The sequence below is a fragment of the Fenollaria sp. C0166D3 genome, from assembly GCF_056590255.1.
Genome location: NZ_JBWPVU010000006.1, coordinates 107,688 through 125,938, shown reverse-complemented (window position 1 = coordinate 125,938; position 18,251 = coordinate 107,688). Strand labels below are relative to the sequence as shown.

Below are 18,251 nucleotides of genomic sequence, written 5' to 3'. Positions count from 1 at the left end.
TCATTAAATTTTAAGACACCAAACCAAGTTGTAAAAGAATATTTTTCTAAGTGTAACATATGTCTTGACAATTAAGATGTACAAATAATATATTTTCAAGTCCATATATTAAAAAATCTTCGTATGTGGTATAATACATATATAAGGGAGGTTTTATAATGTCAATTGACGATAGAGTTAAAAGTTTAAGAGAATTAATGAAGAAAAACGGCATCACTATGTATATAGTTGCCACAGCGGACCCACATATGAACGAGTATCTTTCTGATCACTACAAGGATAGAGTCTTCATATCAGGCTTTACTGGCTCACAAGGCAATGTCATCATCACTATGGATAAGGCAATGCTATGGGCGGACGGAAGATATCACGTTCAAGCAGAAAATCAATTAAAAGGCACTTCATATGAGCTATATAAATGGGGTAAGCCAGGCGTTCCAACATTTATGGAATATCTTAGAGATAGCGTAGCTAAGGGCGAAGTGATTGGCTTTAATGGCAAGACTTTTTCCGAAGCGATGTTTGAAAGGATAGAGGACCTTGTTGATGGTAGAGATGTTAAATTTGTTGACGACGTCGACCTTATTTCAGAGATTTGGACTGATAGACCTGCTCTTAAGAAGGATAAAGCCTTTATACTATCAGACGAAGAGGCGGGTGAAAGCACTAGAGATAAATTAAAGAGATTTAGAGAAGCGCTTAAGGAAGAAGGCGCTGACCTTAGCATAATCGCTTCACTTGATGACATCTGCTGGCTATATAATATCAGAGCAAACGATATACAAGACTCGCCAGTATTAATTTCTTACGCATACATCGATTTTGATAAGGCAGCCATCTACACTGATCTTGATAAGCTTGATTATGCCATAATCAAGGCGCTTAGTGCACAAGGCGTTGAAGTTAAGGCATATGAAGCCTTTGAAGATGATTTAAGAAAGATCAAGGACAAGACCATCTACCTAGACGAAAATAAAATCAATAGATACATGTTTAAGCTAATCGAAGACGACAACTACGTTATAGACGACATAAACATCACTACAAAGTTTAAAGCGGTTAAAAATGATACTGAAATCAAAAATATAAAGAAGGCGCACATAACTGATGGCGTTGCTATAGCGAGATTCATGAAGTGGCTTAAGGAGTCTGATAAGACTGAGCTTGATGAGCTTACAGTTCAAGACAAACTTCATGATTTTAGAGCTATGTCAGAAGATTTCTTAGAAGAAAGCTTCGATACTATCTGCGGTTACGCTGACAATGGCGCAATCGTTCACTATATGTCCAGCGAAGAGACTAACAAAAAGCTTGAAGCAAAGGGACTTTTACTTGTTGATAGCGGCGGACAATATAAGTTTGGTACAACAGACATCACTAGAACTATGGCGATGGGCGATTTGAGTGATGAAGAAAGAACTGGATTTACTCTAGTTTTAAAGGGTTTCATCAGACTTATGAGCGTTGTATTTAAGAAGGGCACTAAGGGATCTTCACTAGATTTATTAGCAAGACTAGACCTTTACAAAAACCAAATGGATTACCTTCACGGCACTGGTCACGGCGTTGGCTATTTACTAAATGTTCATGAAGGACCACATAATATTTCTTCTAGATATAATGACGTAGACCTAGTTAAGAACATGATTTTCAGTGTTGAACCAGGTATTTATGAAGACGGTAAATATGGTGTTAGAACTGAAAACCTTGTTTATGTTGAAGACGCAGGCACAAGTAAATACGGTGAGTTCTTTAGACTTGAGCCACTAACATATGCGCCTATCGATAAGGACGCTATAGATAAAGACATGCTTACAGCTGAAGAAATATCATGGCTAAACGATTATCACAAAGCTGTTTATGAAAAAGTGAGTCCATTATTAGATGAAGACGAAAAAGCTTGGCTAAAAAAGGTAACAAGTGAAATTTAATGTTTAACTTTGAAGAAGAGATAAAGAAGCTGCCTAAAAACCCTGGCATTTACATTATGAAAAATGACAAGGGCGAGATTATTTACGTGGGCAAGGCGAAAAATTTATCTAATAGGGTGAGGAGCTACTTTAGGAGCTCGACTAATCACTCTGAAAAAGTTAAGGCGATGGTAAAAAACATTGCCGAGTTTGAATATATAATTGTTGATAATGAGGTTGAGGCTCTGATTCTAGAGTCCAACCTTATTAAGCGTTACGTCCCTAAGTACAATATAGTCCTTCGTGACGATAAAAGCTACCCATACATCAAGGTGACGACTAATGAAAAGTATCCGCGCATATTAAAAACGCGTTTACTTAGAAAAGACGGAGCAAAGTACTTTGGCCAGTACCCAAACGCTGCTAGCGTCAACATCGCAATCGATATAATCAATAGAGAGCTAAAGCTTAGGGACTGTAATTTAAATATCGAGAAGGTTAAGGGCAAGATTAGGCCCTGCCTTAACTACTTCATTGGCAAGTGCATTGCGCCTTGCAGAGCAGAGGTAACTGAAGAAGAGTACGCAGAATTTGTTGATAGAGCGATGAAGATACTTCAAAATAAAGATAAATCACTTTTGGAGAAATATAAGTCTAAGCTCGACGAAGCGGTTAAGAATCTTGAGTTCGAGAAGGCAGCCGAATACTTAAACGTGGTCAATGCTTTTAACGACATACACAAGGAGCAAAAAATTACTTCGCCCGACGCCATCAATAGAGATGTCCTTGCTTATGCAGAAGGCATCTCAGACGTTATACTAGAACTATTTATCATACGTGACGGGAAAATCGTTGAGCGAAACTATTATCTATTCGAAAATGAAAAGAAGACCGAGATCAAAGACATATTCAAAGCCTTTATCTCGCAGCATTACTCAGCCAACATCGATATGCCAAACGAAATCATTTCAGAAATCGATTTTCCCGATAGAGAGGAAATGATTGAGGCACTCTCAAAGATAGCAAATCACAAAGTCGACATACACGTGCCGCAAAGAGGTGAGAAGAGAGCCTTGGTGCTTATGGCGAAGAAAAACGCCATCGACATGGTTGAGAAACATGCGGACAGATATATAAGGAAGAAAGCCTTAAAGGATATGGCTATGCAGCGCTTCAAGGATTTACTTTGGCTTGAAGATGTGCCAAATAGGCTTGAGTGCTACGACATATCTAATACCATGGGTCAAAATTCAGTTGCGTCCATGGTTGTCTACGAGAACGGCGATATGCAAAGAAATGAGTACAGGCGCTTTAGGATTAAGACTATAGTTGGACCAGACGACTACGGCTCACTAAGAGAAGTGCTTGAGAGACGTTTTATGAGAAGTATGAAGGATAAGGAAGGCTCATTCGCGGCGCTGCCAGACGTCATACTTATAGACGGCGGCCTTGGCCAAGCATCAAGCGCACAGATGGTTTTGGACAATCTTGGTATAGAGATACCAGTTGTCGGACTAAAGAAGGACGACCATCACAGAACAGATTCGCTCGCTTATATGGGTGAGATCATTAAGCTTGATAAGAGCTCAGAGCTATTCAAGATACTAACAAGGATACAAGACGAGGCACACAGATTTGCCATCACATATCATAGGTCCTTAAGGGAGAAAAACATCAATCAGTCTATACTCGATGAGATAGTTGGCATCGGTCCTAAAAAGAAGAAGATATTATATGAAGCCTTTGACGATATAGATGCGATTAGGAGAGCAAGCCTTGAAAAGCTTGAATCAGTCAAGGGCATATCAAAGACAAACGCAAAAGATATATATGAATTTTTTAGAAAAGATACTTAGTTGATTTAAGTATCTTTTTTTAATGAATTATCACTTGAAATTAAAATGAAAAGTTAAAAAATTAAAAATCTTAGTGCTAGTCTTATTCGAGTAGCACTTTTTGTTTATGCAAATTTAAAGTTTATTTAATTATTTATATAAAGTGCTTGACAAATGAGTTAGCTAGTGCTAACATGGATTTAGAATAAGATTATAAAGCTGTGAATTAAAATATTATATTAGAATATAAAAAGAAATTTTATAAAATTATTTATTAAGAGGAGAAAATTTTATGAATCAATTAGATTTTTATGATGACAAGAAAATAAAAGCTGATTACAAAAATTGGGTTCCTAAAAGACTCTTGGTCGCTAAAATTGGCGAAAGTCTAGTAAGTTTTATTTTGTTTATCATATTTGGTGCAAGTGACCTAGTTCTTCAAGGAAAGCCAAGGCTTATCTGTGGGATTATCCTAGGCTTAGTATGCCTAATACTTCTTTTTATTACTGTCTGGTTAAGCATCTTATATAAGAGTTTTGATTACAAGGGTAAAAGAAAGCTCGCTAAAGTCATGATAGAAGGGACTGCGGGCTATGTAAAAATCCAAGATGGTGGAGTGGGCTTAGATGTGGGCTGCGGCAGTGGGGCTCTTACTATAGCCTGTGCTAAGAAAAATCCGGGGGCGATCATGGTGGGCTGTGATATATGGAGTGGTTCATACAAGAGCGAATTTTCAAAGAAGCTCTGCCAAGACAATGCTAGTGCCGAGGGAGTAGCAAATGTGAGATTTGTAGAAGGAAATGCAGTAAATCTTCCCTTTGAAGATGAAAGTTTTGATGCAGTTACAAGCAACTATGTTTATCACAATATTGTAGGGCGAAATAAACAAAAACTTTTACTGGAAACATTTCGCGTGCTTAAAAAAGGCGGAGTTTTTGCTATTCATGATTTGATGAATAAGTCAAGATATGGAGATATGAATAAATTTATAGAAAAGCTAAAAAAAGATGGTTATCAAGATGTGCAATTAATTGATACAACAAAGGGTCTTTTTATGAGTCATAAAGAAGCTATCTTACTGGGACTTTCTGGCTCAACTATTCTTATTGGGAGAAAATAAATTTGTATATAAATTACTAAAACAAAATTTGGAAAATTGATGAGGTATGTATGATGAAATATAAAGGTTTTTATTTCTTATTGTTTAAAGGTTCAATGAAAAAAGTTCTTATAGAGAAGTATGATAAAGGATATGCTTCAGAAATTATTAAAAAGAGCAAAATAATTTATCGAAAATTAATAGAAGAAGCAGATGATATAGGCAATGACAATCCTATGGCATACAATGAGATGTTCGCCCTTGCCTTTGTTGCTCCTTATATAGCAAGTGAGAAAAATATTCCACCAGAAACCATTCAGGAAATGATGCGCCAATCTCTTTATTCTGTCAAATGGTATTTTTCCTTAATTAATCTAAATACTAAGAGAGGAAAAGAGGCCAATAAGAAAAATATTCTTAAGTATTACAAGTGGTATACAGAGGAAAAAGAAAAGCTATATCCTACGTCATTTAAAGTTGATTTTGAGGGAGTACCTTATGAAGGCGCTTGTTATTATAGAATTACTCGTTGCCCTATTTGTGCTTACACAAAGAAGCTGGGGGTAGATGAATTAATGCCACTATTATGCGAACTTGATGAGCTTATGATAAGTCTTGAGCATGGAGTACTTCACAGAAAAGATACTATAGCAAATGGAGCAGAGTGTTGCGATTATTTCATCACAGGCGATAGAGAATAAAGTGAAGTTATTTGGATAAGTATTGGTGAAAACTTGTAAATTGTGATTAATTGATTTTAAAGGAGGGGAATAAAATGAGTTTAACTTATAAAATTGCATCGACAATAGTAAGAATGGTAGGCGTCAAAAAAATGTTTTTAAAGAACAAAGAAGAGATGCTTGAGTATGCAAAAGGTGAAAATGCAAAAATAGTATTTGATTTAGAAAAGGCAAAGGCAAGGGCTACGAGAAAAAAATATTATCTTTTTGATAGGGATGTTATGGGATACAGACTGATTTCATATCAAAAAAATCAAACGCCCGCCGACAGTGCAGTTCTTTATCTATTCGGAGGAGGAATGATTACACAACCGAATAAACTGGATTTTAAATTATCGGAAAGAATAATGGAACAAAGCAGCAAAGATGTTTGGTTTTTATTTTATCCTCTTTGTTCAGAAGATGTAAAGATAAATAAGACATATGAAGTATCATTTGAAGCCTATAGGCTTATGACCAAAACTTATAAAGCAGAAAATATCAGCGTCCTTGGATTTTCATCAGGAGCTTGTCTATCACTAGGGATTTTTTTGCATAACAACGACATAGGAAGACCACTTCCAATGCCAGGCAAGATTATTTCAGTTTCTCCAGGAGGAATTCCGGATGTAACTGTCGATGAGAACAAAGAAATTTGGGAGAAATTAAAAGAACTTAACCACAAGGATGTAATGATTGATCCGACGTACATTAAAACAGCAAGAGAAATCGCAAAAGGAGATGAAGACATACCTGAATATATGTTAGATGGAACTGTAGGAGATTTTAGCGACTTTCCGAAAACATATTTTTATTTCGGAGAAAATGAATGCCTCTATGCCTTTGCGCAAACCTTTAAAAAAGCAATGGAAAAATACCACGTACCATACGAAATTATTGTCGGAAAAGGAATGTGCCACTGTTATCCATTGGTGAGATTTTTTAAAGAAGGAAGAGAAGCACAAGATGAAATTATTGAATTATTAAAACAATAGCCGGGAGAAAAAATGAAATCGAAAGAATTTAAAATGCCTTCATTTGGTGTTGGACCTATATATGTAATTACTTGTTTAATTCTTACAATATTAGGAAGATACCTTCATCTTAAGGGATACCTATATCAAGGCGAAATAAGTAAAGGGAAAATAATATTTATTATTATAGGAATATTCTTTATAATGCTCGGACTATATTTATGGATAGAAGCGGTTATAATTCAAAAAATAAATAAAAAAGTTAAAGAGAATAAATTGATCACGACGGGAGTATACGGCATTGTAAGAAATCCCGTATATTCAGCATTTTTATTTATATTCACAGCTATACTTTTATTTACATCAAATTATATTTTGTTAATATTGCCCTTTGTTTTTTGGGCTTTCTTAACAATATTAATGAAAAACACAGAAGAAAAATGGTTAAAAAATGAATTTGGCAAAGAGTATGAAGAATATTTAAAAGAAGTAAACAGAGTAATACCATGGCTTAGAAATAAAAAACGAGACTGAAGATAGGGGGACGTATTTAGTCTTTTTCTTATAAATAAAGAAAGAGATAGGTTTTTGAATGAAGTTGGTAATATAGGATACGGGATTAGACTTAGTGAGAGAAAGCATATAAATATCAAGAAAACTTTAAACTTCATGAAAAGTTATGTAAAAGCTATTTAAAGGAAAATAAAAAATATAAGGAAGTGATTAATATAGAAATTCGAAAAATTTTAAGATCAGATTTAGAAGAATTAGCAAAACTAATGGTAGCTGTCTACAATGCTCCACCTTGGAATAATAAATGGACAAAAGAAACAGCAATGGAATCCATAAGCGATATTTTAGATTTCCCTAAATTTTTTGGCAATGTAATTGTCGATGGAAATAAAATAATTGGTGCAATAATTGGCCATATAAGAAGATATTCTAGTGAATCAACATTTTACATTGATGAGTTTTTTGTTTCTGAAAAATATAGAGGGACTGGTTTAGCAAAAGAACTTTACCAAACGAGTATAAAACAATTGCAGCAAAGAGGTATAAGTGGTGCGTTTTTTACTACTTTAAAAAATTCGCGAGCCTACTATTTTTATGTAAAAGAAGGTGCTTGGGATTTGGATGATTCAGCTTGCTTCTACCATAAATTTTAGTAGTTTCTTATTAAATTGATACTTGATGAGATAGTTGGCATTGCTCCAAAAAGAAAAGATATATGTGAATTTTAGAAAAGATACTTAGTTGATTAAAGTATCTTTTTTTGTAAATAATATTTAGATATGTGATATAATTTAATTAAGAATGATAAAGGAGGATTAGAAATGCCAGTTGATGATATAAAACTTAGCTTAGATGAAGTAAAAGCTAATTTACCAACGATAGCCGAAGATGTCTTAGGCCTTTACAATTTGCAATTTAGCTTTAATGAATTTTTTGACATACTTAGAGAATTTGGAGGCGCTTCTAGCGATTTTGAGATTAGTAATGTTGATTATAGACCGTATTTAATAGCGATAAAAGATATATACATGAGATTTTTAATTTCTCAAGATGTTTATATAAAAGCAGACGCTGGAAGATTTTATGAGGTCAACAGAGATGAGATACTTCAATTGACGTTTAAGCAATGGAGTGAAAATAAAGATAGGTATGAATTTGACTACGATAGAGATATTGTGAATATTTTTAATAGCATACTTAAAGTTTTTGATAAATATACCTATGGCATAGGCTTATCTGATCCTGAAATGTTTTATAATATATCTGAAGATAAAATTTTAAAAGAAATTCTCGAGATAATTGACGACCCTTATAAAGATGAGCTCTTAGAAGCTAGGGCAGCTGATAAAGATAAGTTTAGCTTTGAAGAAAGTGATTATGGTGCTCAGGCCATTACAGAAGAGCCTGCCTATGAAGATAGAAATGATATAGATGAGCAATATGAAGAAGAGAGCGAGGCATCCATAGAGGAAGAAATTCAAGATGAAGAAGCAGATGACGGTCTGACTGATTTTTTTGAATGTAATTTTGATGCATATATAGATAACTACGAAATAAAATCACGTGGCTAATAATATTTAGGAAAGGGGTTAATTATGAGTATATTAGATGATATTTTATATGATGCTGCGAGAAACTTTACATATATGGCACTAGACAAAGGAGTTAAGGCGATTAAAAAAACTGGACAAGCAGTAAATAGATTTTTGCTTTCTGTAAACATCCTCACTGCTTTAAAACTAGGCGAGTATCCTTCTGCAAAAATTGATAAAGTTACGTCTGATGGCTATAAGGAGTACTGCGCTTTAAGTGAAGATGACTTTGATGATATCATGTACAATTTATTAATGTTTGAACTAAAAAAAGCTAATGAATATAAAAAAGAGTTTGGAATTAACACATATGATATAGAAATAGGAATAAAAGATATCTGCGGCTTAGTATATGATTCACAGATATATAAGGCCGAAGAAAGTGAATTGTTCCAAGAACAATATTTAACAAACGATGAATTTTTAGAGTATTATCACGGACATGCCTTTGGCGATTCATTAGATCTCATAAAATTGATTATTAAGAATGAAGCAAGTGCTTATATCGCAGCGACATCATTTTTGGAAACAAGCTTCCTGTTGACAAGATCAATACATGAAATCATTTACGCGCACTTAAAAGGCTTAGGATTTGGAAGGTCATACTACGATTACCTTCAGTACAACTCCGTAAGCCTTGAGAAGGTCTTAGCCACTGCGATTAAGTATATATTTTATGCCTATCCATATACCAATACCGATACAAGCGATGCAAATTATTTTTCGACAATTGAGAATAGATATTCAAAATATGATGATTATATAAAGAAACTTAGATCTAGCGAAAATCCAATTGAGCATATAATCGTTAATCAAGACTTCACTTATGAAGAAATAGAGTCTGAAATAAGAACTTTTTATCTTGAGGGTAATGAGGATGCTCTTGAAGGTCTAAAGAATTTATATGATAATTTTGTTATTTTAGGCAATAGATATTTATCTATATTAAAAAGCATTGTTGAAAATATAGAAACAAACAAGAACTTATATAAAGGTCTGGCTAGAGGCAAAAGCGGTGAAGACTTTACTTATGAATACTTAAGAAGCGTTTTGCCAAGAGATTGGGAGCTGCTTAGAAATGTAAACGTAGCTCATAATGGCCAGCAAAGAGAAAACGATTTAATTCTTATTAGCAATAAAGGTATATTTACCATAGAAGTTAAAAATTACATGGCTGGGTCCATCACAGTTAAAAACGATGGTAAAGTAATTCATAATATTGGTAATGGCTTAGCTGATGAGAGCCGCAGCGTTATCGAACAATCAGAGAGTCATGTAGCTTTTATTACGAGATTTATGGAAGAAAATTCAAAAATAAATCACAAGAAATGGTATGAAGTGGTTCATGGCACAGTTGTTATCTCAAACAACGAGATGGAAGTAGATAATCAATCGAGCTATCCGATATTTAGAGCTGCCTTATTAAGACAGTATATACTTAATAACTTTGATGATGTTTTTACAGATGAAGAAGTTCAAGAGCTTAAGGATTTGCTTTTATCACAAGCAAAAGCTGATGTAAAGCGCAAGTATTTATTCTTAAATCCTGAATTTATAAGTCAAGAAAGTCTTGCTTTAATACAAAGCAATTATTCTGCTTTTATGAGTAATTATTATCAATTGCTAGGAAGGATCGATGGCGTTATGAACTTAACTAACTCATTGACCTTAGTACCAAGGATAGATGACGAAGGAAAGCTTTCTTATCTAATAACAACAAGTGATACTAGTCTTATGCTTTCAAACATAGATGAAGAGAATCGCGATTTTATAAAAAAACTATTAAATATTTAATCATATCAATTGACCTCAGCTTAGCTTGAGGTCTTTTTAAATTACTTCACTCATAGTACGCGCAATTCGAAATTGTTGTTTTAATAAATGTTTTTAATAGCGCTAGCAAAATTACTAGCCGAATGACGTGCGATTAACATGGCAAAAACATTAAGCATATGATCCGTGTTTATCATAGCAAAGCTATTAGCCTAATGACGCGCGTTTAAAGAAGTGATTTTACTTATCTAAGGCTCTGTGATCATGGTGGCAAGGCCATAAGCATGGCAATAAGTAAAAGCTATATGAAAGCGTTTAAGTATAAGTAAATCTTATAGGTGATTTAAATCACATTTATAAATTACCCTTGCAAATATTTGGCCTTTGTTATATAATTACATTTGTGAAAGATAATAATTTTATAGGAGGAATAAAAATGGCAAAACAATTTAAAACCATGGATGGTAACACAGCTGCTGCATATGTATCATACGCATTTACAGAAGTTGCTGCCATCTACCCAATAACTCCTTCTTCAAATATGGCTGAAGCTGTTGACAGCTGGTCTGCTCACGGCAAGACTAACATATTTGGCGAAAGAGTTTTAGTTCAAGAAATGCAATCTGAAGCTGGCGCAGCTGGTGCTGTACACGGATCATTACAAGCAGGTGCATTAACTACTACATATACAGCTTCACAAGGTCTTCTACTTATGATTCCTAATATGTATAAGATCGCTGGTGAATTACTACCAGGTGTATTCCACGTATCAGCAAGAGCTCTTGCTTCTCACGCTCTAAGCATCTTTGGTGACCACCAAGACGTTATGGCATGCCGTCAAACTGGCTTTGCTATGTTAGCATCTGGCTCAGTTCAAGAAGTTATGGACCTTGCAAGTGTTGCTCACCTTTCAGCTATTAAGGGCAGAGTACCATTCTTACACTTCTTCGATGGTTTCAGAACTTCTCACGAAATTCAAAAAATCGAAGTTATCGACTATGAAGATCTAAAGAAACTTCTTGACAAGGACGCTCTAAGAAAGTTCAGAGAAAACGCTTTGAACCCAGAACATCCAGTAACTAGAGGTACTGCTCAAAACCCTGATATCTATTTCCAAGCTGCAGAAGCATCTAACAAACACTATGAAGATATCGTTGAGATAGCTGCTGACTACATGAAGGAACTTTCAAAGATTACAGGAAGAGAATACAAACCATTCAACTACTACGGAGCTGAAGACGCTGAAGACATCATCGTTGCTATGGGTTCTGTAACTGATACTGTTGAAGAAACTGTTGACTACTTAAACAGCAATGGCAAGAAGGTTGGTCTTATCAAGGTTAGACTATATAGACCATTCTCTAAGAAATACTTCTTCGATGTATATCCAAAGACTGTTAAGAGAATAGCTGTTTTAGATAGAACTAAGGAAAAGGGCGCTCTAGGCGAACCACTATACCTTGACGTTAAGTCAATGTTCTACGATGCAGATACTAAGCCACTTATCGTTGGTGGTAGATACGGTTTAGGTTCAAAGGATACTACTCCTTCACAAATCTTATCTGTATATGAAAACTTAGCATCAGAAAATCCTATCAATGGTTTCACTATTGGTATCAATGATGATGTTACTCATAAATCACTAGAAATTAAGAAAATTATAAATACTGAACCAGAAGGAACTATCAAGTGTAAATTCTGGGGCTTCGGATCAGACGGTACAGTAGGTGCTAACAAGTCAGCTATCAAGATTATCGGTGATAACACTGACCTTTACGCACAAGGCTACTTTGCTTATGACTCTAAGAAGTCAGGTGGTGTAACTGTTTCTCACTTAAGATTCGGTAAATCACCTATCAAATCAACATACCTAATCAGCCACGCAGACTTCATAAGCTGTTCAAAACAATCTTACATCAATCTATATGATTTATTAGATGGACTTAAAGATGGCGGAACATTCTTATTAAACTGCATTTGGGACGAAAAGGAACTAGAAGAAAACTTACCTAACAGCTTAAAACGCTCTATTGCTGAGCACCATGCTAAGTTCTACACTATAAACGCAACTAGAATCGCTGAAGATATCGGTCTAGGCGGAAGAACAAACATGATCATGCAAGCTGCATTCTTCAAGTTATCTGAAGTACTTCCTCTTGACGAAGCAATTGCTCACTTAAAGGACTCTATCGTTAAATCTTATGGACGTAAGGGTGAAAAAGTAGTTAATATGAACTACGAAGCAGTTGACAAGGGTATTGAAGAATTAAAAGAAATTAAATATCCAGAAAGCTGGAAAGACTTAAAGGACGAAAAAGAAGAAAAGAAAGAAACTACTAAGTTCTTCGAAGAAATTGCTGAAGTAATGAACGCTCAAAAGGGTGACACTCTTCCAGTATCTAAGTTTGTAGGTATTGAAGACGGTACTTTTGAAAATGGTACAGCTAAGTTCGAAAAGAGAGCTATCGCTGTTAACCTACCTAAGTGGCACAAAGAAAATTGTATCCAATGTAACCAATGTTCATACATCTGCCCTCACGCTGTTATCAGACCAATACTTCTAAATGATGAAGAAGCTGCTAAGGCTCCTGAAACATTTGAAACAATCGAAGCTAAGGGTAAAGGCTTAGAAGGATTACAATACAGAATGCAAGTTTCATCACTTGACTGTACAGGTTGCGGTAACTGCGCTGACATCTGTCCAGCTAAGGAAAAAGCATTAGAAATGGTTCACTTCGAAGACATTGCTGAAGTAGAAAGTGAAAACTGGGATTTCGCTATGGACGAAGTTGAAGTAAAAGACGACCTTATGGATAAATTTAGCGTTAAGGGATCTCAATTCCAACAACCACTTCTTGAATTCTCAGGCGCTTGCGCTGGTTGCGGTGAAACTGCTTATGCTAAATTAATCACTCAACTATATGGTGACAGAATGATCGTTGCAAACGCAACTGGATGTTCATCAATTTGGGGTGGTTCAGCTCCATCAACTCCATACTGCGTAAACAAATGCGGTAAGGGACCTGCATGGGCTAACTCATTATTCGAAGATAACGCTGAATATGGTTACGGTTTCGTTCTAGCTGATGAAGTTAACAGAAAGAGAATCAAAGCTCTTATGGAAAGCTACATCGAACTAGACAAGAAGGACGCTGATCTTGAAGAAGCGTTCAAACTATGGTTATCAGATATAAGAGACGCTAGAGTAAGTAAAGAAGCTTACGCTAAGATGGCTAATAAATTAGCTAAGAAGACTGGCGACGCAGCTCAAGACGAAATACTAGAACAACTTGATGAACTAAGAGACTACATGATTAGAAAGTCTGTTTGGGTATTCGGTGGAGACGGCTGGGCTTACGATATAGGCTTTGGCGGACTTGACCACGTACTAGCAGCTGGTAAAGACATCAACATCTTTGTATTTGATACAGAAGTTTACTCAAATACAGGTGGACAATCATCAAAAGCTACTCCAACAGCAGCTGTTGCAAAATTCGCAGCTTCTGGTAAGAAGATCAGAAAGAAAGACCTTGGTCTAATGATGACAAGCTATGGCTACGTATACGTTGCTCAAATCGCTCTAGGCGCTAACATGAACCAAGCACTTAAAGCAATTAAAGAAGCAGAAGAATACGATGGACCATCAATCATCATCGCTTACGCTCCATGTATCAACCACGGATTAAAATGCGGTATGGGTAAGAGCGTTAACAGAGAAAAACAAGCTGTTGCAGCTGGTTACTGGCACCTATACAGATTCGACCCAAGACTTGAAAAAGAAGGCAAGAATCCATTTGTACTAGACTCAAAAGACCCTACAGAATCATTCCAAGACTTCATAGGCTCTGAAGTAAGATACACATCACTTCAAAAGGACTTCCCTGAAGAAGCAGAAATCTTATTCAAGGCAGCTGAAGAATCTGCTAAAGACAGACTTGCAAGCTACAAGAGAATGGCTGGCTTAGATAAATAATTTAAGTAAATATATTTAATGAGATGCGAGGAGATATCTTCGCATCTTTTTTTGCTTGCAATTCACCCCTCAATAATTTATAATATATAAAAGGAAGTGAAGAGATGAAACTAATTAAAGCAAATAAAAAACATAAAGATATAGTTTTAGAATTTAAAGAGAAAATAATAGAAGCAGGAGAGAGATTTTGCGGGGTTAGTGGACTTGAAAGACTTGATTTTGATGAGTGGCTTGAAAGGAATAAGTCAATAGAAAATAAAAGCACCTGCCCAGAGGGAATAGTCCCTGCGATGCAATATATTTATACTGATGACGACGAGAGCAAAGTTATTGGCATGATAAATTTAAGACTTGAACTGAATGACTTTTTACTTAAATTTGGTGGACATATAGGCTACTCAATTGTCCCAGATGAAAGACGCAAAGGATACGCAAAAGCTATGCTTAAAGAAGGACTTAAGTTTTATAAAAATCACGGCTATGAAAAAGTTCTTATTACATGTGACGTAAATAATATAGCGTCAGCAAAGACCATAGAAGCGTGTGGCGGTGAGCTCGAAAATATTATTAAAGAAGATGAACTTCATTCAACAAAAAGATACTGGATTAAATTATAATTGGGTATATATATTTTAAGGAGTTGATTATATGTATTTACTAAAACTATACAGAGACTTTGACCTTGTCTACTCGATAGGCATGTTCAAAGAAGAAAAAGATTACAAAGAGTTTTTAAAAGGCATTCCAAGCTGCAAACCTGAAGAAGATGGCTATAACTATAGAATATATCTAGATGGTTTTCCAGCACTACTTAAGCTAAAATTCAATGACGCCGACTTTATCATTTCGAGAGATATCTTTCTAAACAGAGAATATCTTTACGTCGATGTCGAAGAGTATCCACTACTTAACGAGTACAAAGGCATGTATGATAAGTATCAAGTGATTGGCGCTTATGCCATCGGCACAGATGAGCTCGAAGACTATGTGACAAGACGTAACAAGAAGCTCGATCTTGTATTTAAGATACTTGATGATATGGGCGTCGAAGCCTTTAGAGATTATTCAGACTCTGAAGATGGTGAGTGCATCATTCTTAAGAAGGACTCAAGTATATTATTCGTGCTTGACCCATCATTCAATGAAGACCTTCCAGACGATGAAGCTGGACTAAGAAAAGCAATCGAAGAAGAGCTAGAAAACAAGTAAATAGTTTTTGTAAAGATCTAAGTTAGTCTTAGATCTTTTTTAGTCCATATACATGTGATAACGTGGTAACAATTGTGATTAAAATGCTTGACAATTACGAGTAAATCTAATATAATAACAATGTTAATATATATGTAAGGGGAGAGATGTATGGCCAAAGAACAATACTTAACAGAAGAGGGTTTAAAACAAAAGGAAGAAGAGCTTGAGTACCTTAAGACCGTTGCAAGAAAAGAAGTTGCAGAAAAGATCAAGATAGCACTTGGTTACGGAGACTTAAGTGAAAACGCTGAGTATGATCAAGCAAAAAACGATCAAGCAGCACTTGAAGAAAAGATAGCTAAACTTGAAAATATACTTAGAAACGCAGTACTTATAGACGAGGCAGGAGATACTGATAACAAATCAGTAAAGGTTGGCTCAAACGTTAGATTCAAAGACATGGATACAGATGAGTTTTTAGAATACCAAATCGTTGGTGTAGTAGAAGCGGATCCATTTAACGGTAAGATTTCAAACGAAAGCCCTGTTGGCAGAGCCATGATAGGTAGAAAAAGAAATCAAGTTGTTGAAGTAGAAGCACCATCAGGTATTAAGAAATATAAAATAACAAAGATATCATAGGAGTTGAAAGATGCAAAACACAGATTTAAATGAAATGCTTCAAATTCGCAGACAAAAGTTAAAAGAACTACAAGATCAAGGCAAGAACCCATTCTTAATTGAAAAGTTTAATCCTGATCATCACACTACAGACATTACTGATAACTACGATGAATTTGAAGGCAAGGAAGTTACCGTAGCTGGTAGAATTATGTCAAAGAGAGGACACGGTAAAATCTCTTTCATGGACATACAAGATATGAAGGGAAGAATACAAATCCTTTCAAAAATTGACGAACTAGGTGAAGAAGCCTACAAGATTATCTCATACTTAGATATGGGGGACATCATAGGCGTAGAAGGCGAAGTCTTTAAAACACAATCAGGCGAAATCAGTATTAAAGCTAAAAAGCTTACATTACTTTCCAAATCCTTACAAATACTACCTGAAAAGTGGCACGGATTAAAAGACCCAGACCTTAGATACAGACAAAGATACGTTGACCTAATCGTTAACCCGGAAGTAAAAGAAACATTTTTACTAAGAAATAAAATTATTAGAAAGATTAGAGAGTACCTAGACAACTTAGGCTACTTAGAAGTAGAAACTCCAATCCTTGGCAATATCGCTGGTGGTGCAAACGCAAGACCATTCTTAACACATCATAACGCACTAAACATCGACATGTCATTAAGAATAGCGAACGAACTTTACCTAAAGAGACTTATAGTCGGCGGTTTCGACAAAGTTTATGAAATGGGTAAGATGTTCAGAAACGAAGGTATGGACACAAGACACAATCCAGAGTTTACTAATATCGAGCTATACGAAGCATACGCTGACTATAACGATATGATGGAAATTACTGAAAATCTTGTTGCTTACGTTGCTAAAGAAGTTTTAGGAACTACAAAAGTTGAATATCAAGGCAAAACTATTGACTTTACTCCACCATGGAGAAGAATTAAAATGCAAGACGCAGTTAAAGAGCACACAGGTGTTGACTTTGACAAGATAAATACAGATGAAGAAGCTCTTGAAGTAGCTAAAGAACATAAACTTGAAATAAAACCTGGCATGACTAGAGGCCACGTAATAAGTGAAATGTTCGAAGAATTCTGCGAACAATATATGGATCAGCCAACATTTATCATTGGCCACCCAGTAGAAATTTCTCCACTAGCAAAGAGAAATCCAGACGATCCAAGAATTACTAACAGATTCGAAGCCTTTGCCAATTGCTGGGAAATAGCAAACGCTTTCTCAGAATTAAACGACCCAATCGATCAAAGAGAAAGATTCGAAGAACAATTAAGACAAAAAGAATACGGCGATGACGAAGCACACCCAATGGATGAAGACTTCTTAAACGCTATAGAAGTTGGTCTTCCACCAACAGGCGGACTTGGTATAGGTGTTGACAGACTCATCATACTACTTACAAATCAAGCATCCATAAGAGACGTAATCTTCTTCCCTACAATGAAGCCAATAGGCTTAGAAAAGGCAGAAAATAGCGATTCTAATGCTAATAATGACAAAACTTACGACCAAGTTACGACAGATTTAAAAAAATTAGACTTCAGCAAAATAAAGGTTGAGCCTTTATTTGAAGATGAAGTTGATTTTGAAACTTTTTCAAAGTCTGATTTTAGAGTTGTAAAAGTAAAGAATTGTGAAGAAGTTCCAAAGAGTAAAAAATTATTAAAGTTTACTTTAGATGATGGAACTGGCAAAGATAGAATTATTTTGTCGGGTATTAAAGCTAATTATAATGCGGATCAATTAATTGGTAAAACTCTTTTGGCAATAACTAACTTGCCTGAAAGACAAATGATGGGAGAATTAAGTCAAGGCATGCTTTTATCTGCAATATGTGAATATGATGGGGAAGAGTTATTAAATTTAATAATGTTAGACCCTAGTATTCCTGCAGGAGCAAAATTATATTAATTAAAAATAGAACTCGTTATGAACTGAGATTAAAATATATTTAATCTCAGTTTTTTTATTAACATATTTTAGAGCGATAGAGAAATCTATCGTTTTT

At 35.2% G+C, this 18,251-nt stretch carries 14 protein-coding genes; all 14 read left to right on the top strand.

Annotated elements, in window-relative coordinates:
* The first annotated feature begins 158 nt into the window (after nucleotides 1-158).
* The 14 genes from AC1EJ0_RS05755 (at nucleotide 159) to lysS (ending at nucleotide 18,154) form a co-directional block, all read left to right on the top strand.
* Nucleotides 159-1,931 (top strand): aminopeptidase P family protein, encoded by a 1,773-nt coding sequence (locus AC1EJ0_RS05755; RefSeq protein ID WP_480023516.1) that lies wholly within the window; start codon nucleotides 159-161, stop codon nucleotides 1,929-1,931.
* Nucleotides 1,931-3,766 (top strand): excinuclease ABC subunit UvrC, encoded by a 1,836-nt coding sequence (gene uvrC, locus AC1EJ0_RS05750; RefSeq protein WP_480023517.1) that lies wholly within the window; start codon nucleotides 1,931-1,933, stop codon nucleotides 3,764-3,766. Before AC1EJ0_RS05755 ends, uvrC begins: the two co-directional genes overlap by 1 nt.
* Nucleotides 3,767-4,037: 271 nt before the next feature.
* Nucleotides 4,038-4,865, top strand: coding sequence for a class I SAM-dependent methyltransferase (locus AC1EJ0_RS05745; protein WP_480023518.1), 828 nt, complete (start codon nucleotides 4,038-4,040; stop codon nucleotides 4,863-4,865).
* A 50-nt stretch (nucleotides 4,866-4,915) separates the two neighbouring features.
* Nucleotides 4,916-5,545: an L-2-amino-thiazoline-4-carboxylic acid hydrolase gene (locus AC1EJ0_RS05740; RefSeq protein ID WP_480023519.1), complete on the top strand. Its 630-nt coding sequence runs from the start codon at nucleotides 4,916-4,918 to the stop codon at nucleotides 5,543-5,545.
* Nucleotides 5,546-5,619: 74 nt separating this feature from the next.
* Nucleotides 5,620-6,558, top strand: coding sequence for an alpha/beta hydrolase (locus AC1EJ0_RS05735; protein WP_480023520.1), 939 nt, complete (start codon nucleotides 5,620-5,622; stop codon nucleotides 6,556-6,558).
* A 12-nt stretch (nucleotides 6,559-6,570) separates the two neighbouring features.
* On the top strand, nucleotides 6,571-7,071 hold the full coding sequence (locus AC1EJ0_RS05730) for a methyltransferase family protein (RefSeq protein WP_480023521.1): 501 nt from the start codon (nucleotides 6,571-6,573) through the stop codon (nucleotides 7,069-7,071).
* A 185-nt stretch (nucleotides 7,072-7,256) separates the two neighbouring features.
* Nucleotides 7,257-7,703: a GNAT family N-acetyltransferase gene (locus AC1EJ0_RS05725; protein ID WP_480023522.1), complete on the top strand. Its 447-nt coding sequence runs from the start codon at nucleotides 7,257-7,259 to the stop codon at nucleotides 7,701-7,703.
* A 168-nt stretch (nucleotides 7,704-7,871) separates the two neighbouring features.
* Nucleotides 7,872-8,621 (top strand): hypothetical protein, encoded by a 750-nt coding sequence (locus tag AC1EJ0_RS05720; protein ID WP_480023523.1) that lies wholly within the window; start codon nucleotides 7,872-7,874, stop codon nucleotides 8,619-8,621.
* Nucleotides 8,622-8,645: 24 nt separating this feature from the next.
* Entirely contained in the window at nucleotides 8,646-10,436 is a 1,791-nt protein-coding gene (locus tag AC1EJ0_RS05715; protein WP_480023524.1) for a nuclease-related domain-containing protein, read from the top strand.
* Nucleotides 10,437-10,851: 415 nt separating this feature from the next.
* A complete protein-coding gene (nifJ, locus tag AC1EJ0_RS05710) occupies nucleotides 10,852-14,388 on the top strand; it encodes a pyruvate:ferredoxin (flavodoxin) oxidoreductase (protein ID WP_480023525.1) in 3,537 nt (1,178 codons plus the stop codon).
* A gap of 104 nt (nucleotides 14,389-14,492) precedes the next feature.
* A complete protein-coding gene (locus tag AC1EJ0_RS05705; protein WP_480023526.1) occupies nucleotides 14,493-15,005 on the top strand; it encodes a GNAT family N-acetyltransferase in 513 nt (170 codons plus the stop codon).
* A gap of 31 nt (nucleotides 15,006-15,036) precedes the next feature.
* Nucleotides 15,037-15,597, top strand: a complete 561-nt coding sequence (locus tag AC1EJ0_RS05700) for a hypothetical protein (RefSeq protein WP_480023527.1) — start codon at nucleotides 15,037-15,039, stop codon at nucleotides 15,595-15,597.
* Between the two features lie 150 nt (nucleotides 15,598-15,747).
* Complete coding sequence (gene greA, locus AC1EJ0_RS05695) at nucleotides 15,748-16,221, top strand: transcription elongation factor GreA (RefSeq protein ID WP_058260109.1); 474 nt, start codon at nucleotides 15,748-15,750, stop codon at nucleotides 16,219-16,221.
* Nucleotides 16,222-16,231: 10 nt separating this feature from the next.
* Nucleotides 16,232-18,154 carry a lysine--tRNA ligase gene (lysS, locus tag AC1EJ0_RS05690; RefSeq protein WP_480023528.1) on the top strand — a complete coding sequence of 641 codons (1,923 nt, stop codon included), beginning with the start codon at nucleotides 16,232-16,234 and terminating at the stop codon, nucleotides 18,152-18,154.
* Nucleotides 18,155-18,251 lie beyond the last annotated feature (97 nt).

Bases quoted from the DNA above. Each gene is read 5' to 3' on its own strand.
- AC1EJ0_RS05755 (WP_480023516.1), top strand. From the start codon at position 159: ATGTCAATTGACGATAGAGTTAAAAGTTTAAGAGAATTAATGAAGAAA.
- uvrC (WP_480023517.1), top strand. From the start codon at position 1,931: ATGTTTAACTTTGAAGAAGAGATAAAGAAGCTGCCTAAAAACCCTGGC.
- AC1EJ0_RS05745 (WP_480023518.1), top strand. From the start codon at position 4,038: ATGAATCAATTAGATTTTTATGATGACAAGAAAATAAAAGCTGATTAC.
- AC1EJ0_RS05740 (WP_480023519.1), top strand. From the start codon at position 4,916: ATGATGAAATATAAAGGTTTTTATTTCTTATTGTTTAAAGGTTCAATG.
- AC1EJ0_RS05735 (WP_480023520.1), top strand. From the start codon at position 5,620: ATGAGTTTAACTTATAAAATTGCATCGACAATAGTAAGAATGGTAGGC.
- AC1EJ0_RS05730 (WP_480023521.1), top strand. From the start codon at position 6,571: ATGAAATCGAAAGAATTTAAAATGCCTTCATTTGGTGTTGGACCTATA.
- AC1EJ0_RS05720 (WP_480023523.1), top strand. From the start codon at position 7,872: ATGCCAGTTGATGATATAAAACTTAGCTTAGATGAAGTAAAAGCTAAT.
- AC1EJ0_RS05715 (WP_480023524.1), top strand. From the start codon at position 8,646: ATGAGTATATTAGATGATATTTTATATGATGCTGCGAGAAACTTTACA.
- nifJ (WP_480023525.1), top strand. From the start codon at position 10,852: ATGGCAAAACAATTTAAAACCATGGATGGTAACACAGCTGCTGCATAT.
- AC1EJ0_RS05705 (WP_480023526.1), top strand. From the start codon at position 14,493: ATGAAACTAATTAAAGCAAATAAAAAACATAAAGATATAGTTTTAGAA.
- AC1EJ0_RS05700 (WP_480023527.1), top strand. From the start codon at position 15,037: ATGTATTTACTAAAACTATACAGAGACTTTGACCTTGTCTACTCGATA.
- greA (WP_058260109.1), top strand. From the start codon at position 15,748: ATGGCCAAAGAACAATACTTAACAGAAGAGGGTTTAAAACAAAAGGAA.
- lysS (WP_480023528.1), top strand. From the start codon at position 16,232: ATGCAAAACACAGATTTAAATGAAATGCTTCAAATTCGCAGACAAAAG.